Annotated in this window: 9 protein-coding genes; 3 read left to right on the top strand and 6 right to left on the bottom strand. The window is 65.1% G+C overall.

What is annotated here, in order from left to right; all coding sequences use genetic code 11:
- Positions 1-194 precede the first annotated feature (194 nt).
- Positions 195-1,169 (top strand): quinone oxidoreductase, encoded by a 975-nt coding sequence (locus tag ABZ728_RS07810; protein WP_366655528.1) that lies wholly within the window; start codon positions 195-197, stop codon positions 1,167-1,169.
- Positions 1,170-1,401: 232 nt separating this feature from the next.
- Positions 1,402-3,066 (top strand): Na/Pi cotransporter family protein, encoded by a 1,665-nt coding sequence (locus tag ABZ728_RS07805; protein WP_366655527.1) that lies wholly within the window; start codon positions 1,402-1,404, stop codon positions 3,064-3,066.
- 16 nt (positions 3,067-3,082) lie between these two features.
- Here the strand turns inward: ABZ728_RS07805 and mnmD are convergent, their stop codons facing one another.
- On the bottom strand, positions 3,083-5,059 hold the full coding sequence (gene mnmD / locus ABZ728_RS07800) for a tRNA (5-methylaminomethyl-2-thiouridine)(34)-methyltransferase MnmD (protein WP_366655526.1): 1,977 nt from the start codon (positions 5,057-5,059) through the stop codon (positions 3,083-3,085).
- 110 nt (positions 5,060-5,169) lie between these two features.
- The gene (locus ABZ728_RS07795) at positions 5,170-5,886 is read right to left on the bottom strand and encodes a hypothetical protein (RefSeq protein WP_366655525.1); all 717 of its coding nucleotides are present in this window, start codon (positions 5,884-5,886) and stop codon (positions 5,170-5,172) included.
- Between the two features lie 382 nt (positions 5,887-6,268).
- Here ABZ728_RS07795 and ABZ728_RS07790 point away from each other — a divergent pair, with 382 nt between their 5' ends.
- Positions 6,269-7,876: a phosphoenolpyruvate carboxykinase gene (locus ABZ728_RS07790; RefSeq protein WP_366655524.1), complete on the top strand. Its 1,608-nt coding sequence runs from the start codon at positions 6,269-6,271 to the stop codon at positions 7,874-7,876.
- A gap of 35 nt (positions 7,877-7,911) precedes the next feature.
- On the opposite strand, the gene ABZ728_RS07785 is transcribed toward ABZ728_RS07790, so the two are convergent.
- From ABZ728_RS07785 to ABZ728_RS07770, 4 genes are all read right to left on the bottom strand, one after another.
- Positions 7,912-8,577, bottom strand: a complete 666-nt coding sequence (locus tag ABZ728_RS07785) for an extensin family protein (protein ID WP_366655523.1) — start codon at positions 8,575-8,577, stop codon at positions 7,912-7,914.
- Positions 8,578-8,892: 315 nt separating this feature from the next.
- Complete coding sequence (locus ABZ728_RS07780; protein WP_366655522.1) at positions 8,893-9,399, bottom strand: RNA pyrophosphohydrolase; 507 nt, start codon at positions 9,397-9,399, stop codon at positions 8,893-8,895.
- Positions 9,396-11,078: a divergent polysaccharide deacetylase family protein gene (locus tag ABZ728_RS07775; protein ID WP_366655521.1), complete on the bottom strand. Its 1,683-nt coding sequence runs from the start codon at positions 11,076-11,078 to the stop codon at positions 9,396-9,398. The genes ABZ728_RS07780 and ABZ728_RS07775 overlap by 4 nt, the downstream gene beginning before the upstream one ends.
- 133 nt (positions 11,079-11,211) lie before the next feature.
- Complete coding sequence (locus tag ABZ728_RS07770; RefSeq protein ID WP_366655727.1) at positions 11,212-12,603, bottom strand: S41 family peptidase; 1,392 nt, start codon at positions 12,601-12,603, stop codon at positions 11,212-11,214.
- Positions 12,604-12,694 lie beyond the last annotated feature (91 nt).

Raw genomic sequence — 12,694 nt, 5'->3', positions numbered from 1 at the left:
GATCCGCTCGAAGCCGCCGCCTATGCCGTCAAACATGCCGGTTCCTCCGATCCTGTCCGCCACACATAGCGTCATTGCGGGGCAGGGTCCGGTCCAGGCCGTCAAAGGCTCCTTCAGGGGCGCGCGCCATCGTCTTGCGGCCCGGCGGCACAGGGCCTAGCCTGTGCGGTCACGCAGGATTTGAGGAGATGGGTATGGTCAAGGCAATCGTGATATCGGAAACCGGCGGTCCCGAAGTGATGAAATGGACGGACGTTCCCGTCGGTGAACCGGGTGCGGGCGAGGCGCGGGTTCGGCACACGTCCGTCGGCGTCAATTTCATCGATATCTATTTCCGCAGCGGGCTGTACCCGTTGCCCGCGCTGCCCGCTTCGATCGGCATGGAGGCGGCGGGCATCGTCGAGGCCGTTGGCGAGGGTGTGGACTGGGTCGCGCCGGGGGATCGGGTTGCCTATGCCGGCCCGCCGCCCGGTGCCTATTGCGAAGCGCGCGTCATGTCGGCAATGCGTCTGGTACGCCTGCCGGACGGCGTCAGCGACGATCAGGCGGCGTCGCTGATGCTCAAGGGCATGACGGCGGAATATCTGCTTCATCGGACCGAGCCTGTGCACAAGGGCGACACCATTCTGGTGCACGCGGCGGCAGGCGGTGTGGGGCTGCTGCTGTGCGGCTGGGCGCGGGCGTTGGGCGCGACCGTCATCGGCACGACATCGACACCGGAGAAGGCGGCAAAGGCGATCGCGGCCGGCGCCCACCACACGATCCTTTACGGTCGCGAGGACGTGGCGAAGCGGGTGCGCGAGATCACCGGCGACAAGGGCGTTCGCGTCGTCTATGACGGCGTCGGCCGCGATACCTTCGACACTTCGATGGAATGCCTGTCGCTGCGGGGGCATATGGTGCTGTTCGGCCAATCCTCCGGCCCGGTGTCGCCGGTCGACCCGGCGCTCCTGGCAAAAAAATCCACCAGCCTGACCCGGCCGACGCTCTTTCATTATGCCGTCGATCGCCCATCGATTGAGGCGATTTCCGGCAATGTCTTCGAGGCGCTGGCCAAGGGGTGGATCTCTGCCAGCGTCGACCTGACGCTGCCGCTGGCGGAGGCGGCCGAGGCACACCGGGCACTGGCAGCGCGGGAAACCACGGGGGCCATCGTCCTGAAACCCTGATCCGTCCTGATCGGGCCGGCCTGAGGGAACCGGACACGGCGGCCACGGCTTGCATGCCAGTGCGATTGCTGGCATGACGCTCCGTGGCGCCGTGTGTCATAAAACTGTAACAATCTGTAACGCATTGTACTTCGCCGGGGTTCTTGGCCCGCGGTTCCTGGCCCGCGGTTCCTGGCCCGGGCGTCGTCCTGGCGGGCCGGCCGGCAGAGCAACGATGCGAGGAGACTGCGCGGTGTCCGCTACCGCCATGCTGATTCATCTGATGGGGGCGGTTGCCCTGTTGCTCTGGGGCATGCGCATGGTCCGGACGGGGATGGAGCGTGCGTTCGGCGCCAATCTGCGCCGCTTCATGGGGCGGTATGTCGGCCATCGGCTTTCGGCGTTCGGGGCCGGGCTTGGCGTGACCTCGCTGCTGCAAAGCTCGACCGCCACCTGCCTGATCACCGCATCCTTTGCCAGCCGCGGCCTGATTGCCACGGCGCCGGGGCTGGCCATCATGCTGGGTGCCGATGTCGGCACCACGCTGGTCGCGCAGGTGCTGAGTCTGGATATGTCGTTCCTGTCGCCGATCCTGATCTTCGCGGGCTTCGTCGCCTTTTCCGCCAGCGGCACCAAGCGGGCGCGCGATCTCGGCCGCGTTGCCATCGGGCTCGGCCTGATGCTGCTGTCGCTGGGCATCATCGTTGAAACCTCTGCACCGATGCAGGACTCCCCGGTCGTCGGCATCGTGATCCGGTCGCTGGCCGACGAACCGCTGCTGGCGATCATGGTGGCGGCGATCCTGACCTGGCTGGCGCATTCCAGTCTTGCGACGGTTCTGCTCGTGATGTCGATGGCAGGCAGCGGCGCGATTTCACCCGCGCTCGGCCTCATCCTCGTGCTCGGCGCCAATGTCGGCGGCACCATCGCCCCGATCGTTGCGACCGCGGCATTCTCGGCGCCCGCCCGTCGGGTGGCGATCGGCAACGCCCTGATGAAGATATCCATCGTCATCCTGGTGCTGCCGTTTGCCGAGGCATTGCAGCCGATCATCACCATGACGGCGGAGTCGCCGGCCCGCCAGATGGTCAATGCGCACACCGCCTTCAACCTGTTGGTCGCACTGATGTTTCTGCCGCTGGTCGGCGCCCTGGAGCGCCTGTTGACCCGCCTGCTGAAGGAGCATGCCGAACCGGGCGACGACGATACCGCACCGCGTTATCTGGAACGTGCGGCGCTGAACGAACCATCGATGGCGCTGGCCAATGCGTCCCGGGAAACGCTGCGCATGGGCGACACCATCGATCGGATGCTGCGGACCAGCCTGGAGGTGTTCACCAGCGGGGACAGGACCCGGCTGCAGGAAATCACGGTGATGGAGCGCAAGATCGATCGCCTGTTCGAAGGGATCAAGCTGTACCTGACCGAATTGCGGCGGGAGGCGTTGGAGGAAGACGAGAACAAGCGGTGCGGCGACATCATGCAGTTCGCGACCAACCTGGAATACTGCGGCGACATCGTCGAGGGCAGCCTGCGCAATCTGGCGACGAAGAAGATCAAGAACCAGCTTTCCATGTCCACCGAGGGGCAGGCCGAGATCGAGCGGATCTATCAACGCCTGCAGCAGAACCTGCAACTGTCGATGAGCGTGTTCATCTCCGGCGACCGGACCCTTGCGCGGCGATTGCTGCGTGAAAAAGAACAATTCCGGGTGCTGGAAAAGCAGGCGCTGGACAGTCACCACAAGCGGCTGGAAGAGGGGCGCACCGAGAGCATTTCGACGTCATCGCTCCACCTCGACATGGTCCGCGATCTCAAGCGATTGAACGGGTTGTTGTCGACCGCAGCCTATCCGATCCTGGAGGAAGCAGGAGAACTGCGCACCTCGCGGCTGCGCAAATCCGTGCATGCCGAATAGTGCCGAAGGACAGCGTCTATCGACCGAACCGGGACGGATCGACGCAGGCGATCTGATCGACTGACATTGGCAGCGGCTCGCTCTCCAGATGGCTGGCAATCATGTCGGCCAGCAGCCAAGCTTGGCCGAAGCCGCGCGATCCCAGCGCTGACAGGGTGAACAGGCCGGGCGCCGGCCCCGATCCGGGACCAGAACCGGGAACCGGGCCGGCGAAGGGTCGTCGGTCGGCGGTGGTGATCCGGATGCCTGATCGGCCCCCGACCGCACGGGCCGATGTCAGCGACGGCGCCAGACTGGCGATGCGGCTCAACGTGACCTGATCGTCGGCGGTCTCCGTCTCTGCCGACGGCGGTACGTCGCCGCCCGCCGGACCATGGGCCAGCGCCGCCGGATCGATAGCGACATATGTCGCGCCGGCCATGTGGCGTCCCGCGCCGGCCGGCATGATATAGCCGTCCCCGGACAGGACGCAGCGCAGCCCGGTGGTCGTCCCGGTCGCGGCGACCTCGGTAATCCGGCCACGCGCGGGGCGAAGCGCACCGTAGAATCGGCGGTCTGGTGAATCGTCGAGGGCGTCGGTATGGCGCGCGGGATCGAACATGGCGTCACCAATGATCAATCCGCCCGCTCCGGTCGCCAGGATCAGCACCGGCGCGGCGGCGATGAGCCGGTCGTGACTGTCGTACACTTGCCAGAGGCCGTTGTCGTCGCGACGGGCGTGGCGGGCGGTGGCGGCAAGCGGCCCATCACTGCCGAGCGCGCGCGACAGAACCGGTAGCGGCGCGATCCAGCCGGCGTCGGGATACCAGCGGCCGGAGTGAGAGACCGGGATGCCGGCGATGTCGGAAGCTTCCTGCCGGTCCACGATTTGGAAGATATTGCGCGTCTCGCCCGTCCACGCCGCCAGCGCGGTTTGTCGGTGGCGTTCGCGCGGCGCAACCGCGAGTTCCAGCCCGCCGCACCAGTTCGCCAAAGGCTCCTCTTCTGCGACCAAACCCGGAGGCGGTGTCTCGGCCAGGTCTTTGATGATGTGGCGGGTGTAGCCGTCCGCTGCCATACCGAACAGCGTCCACGGATCGTCGTTCAGCTGGGCGCGCGGCTGCAGCAATGCCGCCGGATTGCCCGAAGCTGCACTGCCCGGCGATGGATTGCGATCGATAACCGTGACCGACCAGTCGCGCCGTCGCAGGGCCTGCGCCATGGCGCAACCACCGACGCCCGCACCGACGATGATCGCTTGCCGCGCCGTGCCGGCGACGCAATCCGCCGGCCACGACTTTAGCACCGCGCGGTCGGCGCTGCCGGTCCAGCGTCCGACAGTCATGTGGCGCTTGCGGCCGAAGCCGGGGCGCCGCTCCACCTCGAAGCCTGCATCGGCCAGCGTCCGGCGCACATGGCCGGCGGCGGTGAACGTTGCCAGCCGCGCGCCGGGTGCGGACAGGCGACCGAGGGTTTCGAACAGGCCCGGCGTCCACAGGGCGGGATTTCGCTCCGGCGCGAAACCGTCCAGAAACCAGGCGTCGACATGGGCGACGGCGCTGGCCAACAGGGTCGCGCCGTCGCCATGCAGCAAGGTCAGGGTGACCCGCCCGCCGTCGAAGTGACGCCGATGAAAGCCGCCGACCGGCGCTGGCAGGGCGTCGGCCAGCCGGGCGGAAAGGTCGGCCAGTTCCGGCCAGCGGGCATGGGCGCGGCGGATGTCGGTGGCCTGCAAAGGTTCAGCCTCGACCGACAGGAAATGCAAACGCTCTGGCCGGTCGGGACTTCGGCGCCACCGATCCCATGCCGCCAGAAAGTTCAGGCCCGTCCCGAATCCGGTCTCGCCGATCGTGAACCCGCGCCGTCCGGCCCAGTTTTCGTTCAGGCCGACGCCGTCGAGAAAGACGAAGCGGCTTTCGGCCAATCCGTCCTCGCCGCTGAAATAAAGATCGTCATAGGCACGGGATCGCGGGCCGGCGGGATTGGTCCAGTCCAGGTCTGCAGCTTCGGTCATGGCCGGGGTGATATCACGGCCGCATGGGCGGATGCCATTGCGCCGGAGGTGTCCTGATCAACACTGCCCCCTCGCTATCCCCTCGCTATCCCCTCGCTATCACCCAATGCTTATCCCGTGCCGGCACGCCGGCCGGATGGCGGGGTCAGGACCTGACGCGCCAGCAGCATCTGCGCACGATCGACAAGCCACTCTTCGGTCATTTGGCGGGGAGCGGCGAGTGCTTTGCGGCAGGTGTCGTCGCTGAGAAGTCCGGTTATCGCGATCCGCTGCGCCATCGGAGTCATGCGCGGCTCGTCGCCGGCCATGCGGCCCCAGGCCGTCTGAACGGTCTCCACTGCCCGGTGCACCAGCCCCCGGTCAGCCAACGGATATTCGATGCCAAGGCGGTTGACGGCATCCTCCCACGGCTCCACGACCGTCCCGGCGAGTGAAACCAGTTCGCCCTGAACGCTTCGGCGCGTGGCGGCGACCGGCAATCCGGCGCGCGCCGCGACAGGCCGCAGCACGGCCAGGCCATGGGCAAGGAGACGCCGAAGCGTGATCAGCCCGGGAAACATGGGGGCGGGGCCGTCGCCATGGGTCCGCACAAAGGGACGGGCGGCACCCCGGCGATCCGTCGTTCCGGACGGGGCCACGTCCGACGCATAGAACTCGCTGACCTTGCCGCACTTGCCCCGGACGACGCGTCGTATCGGCTCGCCACGGTCGCTGACGGTATCGGCATCCGTCCCGGGAGGGTCGCGCAGCATCATGATGCAGACGCCGCCGACGACGGCCGTCGCCACCAGGATCGCCAATGCCGCAAAAATCGTGAACATGTCCATGAGCGGCTCCGGGTCGGACCGAGAAATCCAGGATCCCGAGAATAGCATACTCTTGGCGCCGCCGCCCACCGTCACCGCAATTGGGGCGCGCGTGATGCCGCAGCCGGGATGCGCACACAAGGCCGCATCGGTAAGTATGCTGAAAAACATGGACCAAAGTGGTAGGCTTTGGCATGAATCCTGGAAACGTTTCCAGAAATGCCGGCCGCGGTTGGCCGGTTCTGCCCATTGGCGACAGGTCTGTCGTGCGTCCGGTTCGCCCCTTGATTTCCGGAATTGCGGAGGCCGCGTGCGATCAGGATCGGCATCGGCTTTGCCGATGTTTTTGTGCCATACCCCCGTACAGTTTCTGGGGTGTGAGTAATAGGAAAGGAAGAGAAGTATGACCGAGCAATCCCCGACCCTCGACATTCAGACGGCGGTTGGCGACGCGGCGCGCGTGCATCGAAACGCATCGTCCGCGGCGCTGTTCCAGGACGCCGTCGAACGCGGGGAAGGATTGATCTCAGCCGATGGCGCTCTTGCCGTGCATACTGGCCGCCATACCGGTCGTTCGGCATCGGACAAGTATATCGTCCGCGACGCCCGTACCGAAGACACGGTTTGGTGGGACAACAATCAGCCCATGAGTCCGGAGACGTTTAGCGGCCTTCTGGATACCTTCTGCGCGCATATCAAAAAGGCTGAGCGGCTCTGGGTCCAGGACCTAGATGCCGGTGCCAATGCCACCCATCGCATCCGGGTCCGGCTGGTGACGGAACACGCATGGCAGGCGCTGTTCGCCCGGCATCTTCTGATCGAACCGGCCGAATCCGAGGTCGGAGCGTCAGCGGGCGGAGACAGTGCCGAGCCGGATTTCACCATCCTTCAGATGCCGGAACTGACCGTCGATCCGGCCGCGCACGGGTTGAAAAGCGAAACCGTCATCGCCGTCGACTTCACGCGCCGGATCGTCCTGATCGGCGGCACCTCCTATGCCGGTGAAATGAAGAAGTCGGTCTTTACCATTCTGAACTATCTGCTGCCGGAAAAAGGCGTCATGCCCATGCACTGTTCGGCGAATGTCGATGACGACGGCAAGTCGGCGATCTTTTTCGGCCTCTCCGGAACAGGCAAGACGACGTTGTCCGCCGACGCCAGCCGCCATCTGGTCGGCGATGACGAGCATGGCTGGCACGATGGCGGCATCTTCAATTTCGAAGGCGGCTGCTATGCCAAGGTGATCCGCCTGTCGGCCGAGGCGGAGCCTGAAATCGCCGCCGCCACGCGCAGCTTCGGCACGGTTCTGGAGAATGTCGTCGTCGATCCCGTATCCCGGCGCCTCGACCTCGACAGCGACCGCTATACCGAAAATACACGGGCGGCGTATCCGCTGTCGGCAATTCCCAATGTTTTGCCCGGCGGCGAAGCCAGCCATCCGTCCGCCATCATCATGCTGACGGCGGATGCCTTCGGTGTCATGCCGCCGATCGCGCGGCTGAGTGTCCATCAGGCGATCTATCATTTCCTGTCCGGCTATACCGCGAAACTTGCCGGCACGGAAAAGGGACTGGGCAAGGAGCCGGAGGCGACATTCTCGACCTGTTTCGGTGGACCTTTCATGCCGCGTCACGCCGCCGAATACGGACGTCTTCTGGCGCAGCGCATCATGAAGCACGGTGTTCGGTGCTGGCTGGTGAATACGGGCTGGACGGGCGGCGCTTATGGTGTCGGCCATCGCATGCCGATCAAGGCGACGCGTGCACTGCTGAATGCCGCGCTCGACGGCTCGCTGAACGACTCGAAGTTCCGGCGCGACCCGAATTTCGGCTTCGAAGTCCCGGAATCGGCGCCCGGCGTTTCGGCCGATCTGCTGGATCCGCGGCAGACCTGGGACGACCCGCAGGCGTATGACGCCCAGGCGCGTCGGTTGGTGAGCATGTTCGCCGAGAATTTCGCCACCTACACCGACGAAGCCGACGAGGCCGTTAAGGCCGTTGCCATCGGCTGAGCTGCCCGCCCGGACCGCCCCCACTGGGACCGGATCTAGACCGAACAGTGCCGCCAGGGCGCGAGGTCGAAATGGAAATGGTCGTGGTGGGCGGCGTCCGTTGACGGCGACAGGACAGTATTGAAGGTCTGGCAGGCGCCGCGCGCCACGTCGCGCAGGAATGCGGATTGGGCGCGCGGGCCGTGCCAGTGTCGGCGGACGTTGATCACACGCCCGTCGGCCAGTTCAAAGCCGCCGATATCGATGGCCTTGCCCAGGGCGTGCTGGGAAATCCGCCGCGAACCGGCGATCGTCCGGCAGGCATACCCGCCCATGTGATGGATGCGGGTTATGTGCTGCCCGAAATGCGCCTGTGCGGCGGGTTGCAGGATCCGGCGTTCGAATTCGTTCATGGCCAGGGCGATGGCACAGCCGACGCGCACGGGAGCGTTCAGGTCGGCCGTAGATGTTGACAACGATATCGGCGTGTCGATACCGCAGCCGCCGGATCCGCCGCCGGACACGCCCGCGAGGCGGGCATGGACGTAGTCGACCTGCCGGCTGTCCAGCGCCGAAAGGCAGGGTCCGCCTGTCGGATAGACCAGCGGCGGCTGCCTCGACCCCCCGCCTGTACCCCCGCATGCCGCGAGCAGCAGGAGCAGGGCCCCCAGAAGGATTGTGGTCAGAAAGCGGCCCCCGAAGCGGATATCGACCGTGTTCACCCATTGGAATCGATCGCGGGGATAATGATTTCCACACCCTGATCGTCCCGGGCGCTGCGCGGCCACGAAGTGACGCGCTGCAGACCCGGGACCTCGTGCAGCAACTCTCGGCCTTGACAATCGAACCGGGTGCATCCGGATCGGGGTCCCCGATCGGTGCCCCGGGACGATAAGGGCGGGACGATCAGGGTGGGGGCGAGGATGCGGGAAAGATCTGTTTGCCTCGTAGAGGCGGATCAAGGGGCGGAAGGCGGGAACGGTCACGACGCAGACTCTCCATGACTTGCCAAGCCTGCGGACCTTACGGGAGCTTCGTTAACGTTGTACGAAATACGGGCTGAACTGATCCAGGATGCGGCTATAGACGCCGCGTTTGAAGGGCACGATATCAGCCAGCACCATTTCGGGCGTCGACCAGCGCCAGGCGTCGAACTCCGGCGCGTGATGCGCCAGGTCGATGTCACGGTCGTCGCCGTCATGGGCCATGGCGACCCACATTTGCTTCTGTCCCCGATAGCGGCCGCCCCAGACCTTGCCGATCAGGTGCTCTGGCAGATCATACGTCACCCATTCCGGCATGCGGTCGAGAATGCGGGCATTGCTGACGCCGGTTTCCTCGTGCAGTTCGCGAAAGGCGGCGGCGTCGACGGCTTCGCCCGGATCAATGCCGCCTTGCGGCATCTGCCACGCCTCGGGCGTGTCGCTGCGCCGCGCGGTGAAGATACGGCCGTCCGGATTGATCAGGACGATCCCCACGCAGGGCCGATAGGGCAGCTGTGCCGTTTCGGGAATATCCATGCCGGGGCGGCTGTCGTTCGTCATGGTGTTGCGCCTGCTTGCAGGGAGTCGGTGCCATAGGCGATCCGGCTGATCGGCACCAGATCGATGTCCTTGTCCTCCAGCGTCGGGAGCCAGGCTGCAATTCGTTCGAATGTCACCGGATAGGAGCCGGCGATACCGACAGCATAGCCGCGCTGGCGGGCCACCGATTCCAGTTCGGCCAATTGGGCGTCGATCTCGTTGCGGGCTGCGACGCGGTCGATGAAACGGTCGTTGACCGCCACCGGCAACCCGATTTCGCCGGCGACCGCGCCGACGACGCTGTTACGCGCCGTACGGCTGTCAAGGAACATGAGACCCCGATCCTGGATCTCATCGAGAATGGGCGTGATGCTGTCGCGTGACGCCGTCATCCGGGATCCCATATTGTTGACGACACCGATATAGCCTTCGCCGCGCCCCAAAGCCCAATCCAGGCGGCTGAGATTGGTCTCTGCCGTCAACGAGGTCAGAAGCGTCTGCGGCCCCGGATCGTCGCGAGGATAGCTGACGGGTTCCATGGGAACCATCATCAGAACCTCATGACCCGCGGCTACGGCCTGGGGAAGCCATCGTGACAATGTATTGGCATAGGGCGTGAAGGCGAGCGTCACCGCCCCCGGCAGCCGTTGAATCGCGCTTTCGGTCGCGGCACTGGACTGACCGAGATCGATGACCACCAGGGCAATCGCCGGATTCTCGGGCGTCGGCAGGGCGGGCGTCGGGTCGACCGGAGCAGGTCCGGCGGCAGGCGTGTCTTCGCCATCGGCGCTGGTCGATGCTGGCTCGTCGGACGAAGCGGCGTTGCCTCCTGCTTCGAGTTGTTGCTCCCGTGGCTCGTCTGCCTGAAGCGGTGGTTCATCAAGGCCTGTCGGTTCGGCATCAGGGGCTGTCTCCGGCAGCGCGGCCAGATCGATATCGTCGTCAGACGCGGACTCTTGCGATGGTGGGTCGCGACGGTTCGACGCAGGGGTGTTCCCGGATTGGGCATCGGATTGAATGTCGCCAGCGTCTCCGGGGGTTTCGTCCTCACCGGCCCTGTCACCGCCGGTGTCGCTGCTGGCGCCGGTCGACGCCGATCCATCGTCATCCTGGACACGGGCAGCGTCGCCGCGATCGCGCACCGCCGGGGTGCCGGTATCTGGTGACAGGGCTATGGTTGCATCCGGCGTTTCCGGCGGCTCGCCCGCGTCGGAGTCAGGGCCAGCGTCAGCGGGGGCGTCCCGTTTCAATTCCGGCATTGGCAGCGGGTCCGAAAGCTCGTCCGAGCTGCCATCGATGCCGCTGATGGTGGCGTTTTGCTCTGGGGGCGTCGAGTTCTGCCGGTCGTCGGATGCGTCATCGGCCCTCGGCAGGGAGGCCAGATCGGACTCCGGCAGATCGGAGTTAAGGGCACCGAGTTGCTGTGAACCGGGACCCGCCGACGGGCTTTCGGCGCTGGTGCTTGGCGTGACCCCTGAAGTCGCACCGTTGGATGCCGGTTCCGGGGGCATTTCCGGGGCCGGATCTGCCGATGGATCCGGTTCCCGGGCGCTGGCGAGGTCGACACTGTGGCTGAGCGTCGTCCGGTCGGCCTGGGTCCGTAATTCGCCGAGGGTGACATCCTCTTCCAGATATAGCCAGAATCCCACTCCCGCCAGAATGAGCGCGACGATGAAAAGAGCCGACAAGAACGCTCTCACGCCGCCCCCAATCCCACGCGGCGGGCGGTAGGGCTACCGCCTGCCGAGTGTGCTGATCGCGCCTTGCCTCGCATCAGAATGGTACCCCCTTTGGATTCATAGTCCGCCCGTTCGGATACGAACCCAAAAGCGTTTACCGTATTTCGTCTCGATGGAACAAGGCAATCCCTTTCAGGATGTCGAGTGCGCGCGAGAGTTGATAGTCTTCGAAGGTCTCTTCGGCCTCGGCCGCAGCTTCGTCTTCGGTCGTATCGGTGTCGCCGTTGCCGTTGCCGTTGCCGTTGCCATTGCCGTTGTTCGTGTTGCCGTTCTCGTTTTCGCCATTTCCATTGCCGTCTTCGGCTGCACCGTTCTCCCCGCCATCATCACCCGAGTTATTATCGCCGGCGCCGTTTTCGTTATCGTTGCCAGACTCGTCACCAGAATCATCGGCCGGGTCGTCGGCTGGCTGCGCAGGGAGCATATTGGGGTTGGTCAGGGCGTTGCGCAGATCGGCCTCGCGACGCGCGACAATGTCGACTTCTTCGATTCGCGCCTGCGGTACAAAGATGTCCGGGACGATTCCGGTTGCCTGTATGGATTGCCCCGAAGGCGTGTAGTGGCGGGCCGTGGTGAGGCGCATGGCGCCGTTGCCGGCCAGCGGTATGACGCTCTGGACGGATCCCTTGCCATAGCTGTCCGTGCCCAGGATCAGTGCCCGGCGATGGTCCTGAAGGGCGCCGGCGACGATTTCCGACGACGATGCCGAACCGGCGTTGATCAGGACAACGATCGGAATATCGTCGGCGATCGTTTCCTCTTCGGCGTTGAAACGCTGCGCGCGGCTTTCATCGCGCGGGCGCGTTGAAACGATTTCGCCCTGGCTCAGGAACAGATCCGACATCGAGATCGCCTGGTCGAACAGCCCGCCGGGATTGTTGCGCAGATCGATCACCAGTCCGCTGAAACGGTCGCCGAGTTCGGCTTCCAGTTCGGCCACGGCGTCTTCGACTTCGGACGTCGTCTGCTCTGTGAAGCTGGTGACGCGGATATAGCCCATATCGTCTTCGGTGCGCCATCGGACCGATTCGATGCGGATCGTGTCGCGTTCGATGTCGACGTCGAAAGGCTCGCGATCACCGCGCAGGATGGTCAGCGTAATGGTCGTACCCACCGGGCCGCGCATCAGGTCCACGGCGTCCGACAGGTCCATTTCGGTGACGGGTTCGCCGTCCAGATGGGATATGTAATCGCCGGCCTCGATGCCGGCGTCGAATGCCGGCGTGTCATCGATCGGCGACACGACCCGGACGAAGCCGTTTTCCATCGTGACCTCGATGCCGAGGCCGCCGAACGAGCCGCGCGTCTGGGTCTGCATGCCTTCGTAGCTATCGGGATCCATATAGGAGGAATGGGGGTCCAGCGAGCTCAGCATGCCGGATATGGCAGCCTCGATCAGCTCCCGGTCCGACGTTTCTTCGACATATTCCGAGCGGATCCGCTCGAACACTTCGCCGAAGAGATCGAGTTGCTGATAGGTCTCCATGGGTGCGGCGCTGTCGGCCCGTGCAGAAAACTCCGACAGCGGGGACAGCGCAAGGACCGCGCCCAGCGCCGTCGCTGCCGACAAGCCGACC

The organism is Fodinicurvata sp. EGI_FJ10296, assembly GCF_040712075.1.
GTDB lineage: Bacteria > Pseudomonadota > Alphaproteobacteria > DSM-16000 > Inquilinaceae > JBFCVL01.
The sequence above is the reverse complement of the archived record's forward strand: the minus strand, read 5'-3'. Positions and strand labels throughout refer to the sequence as shown.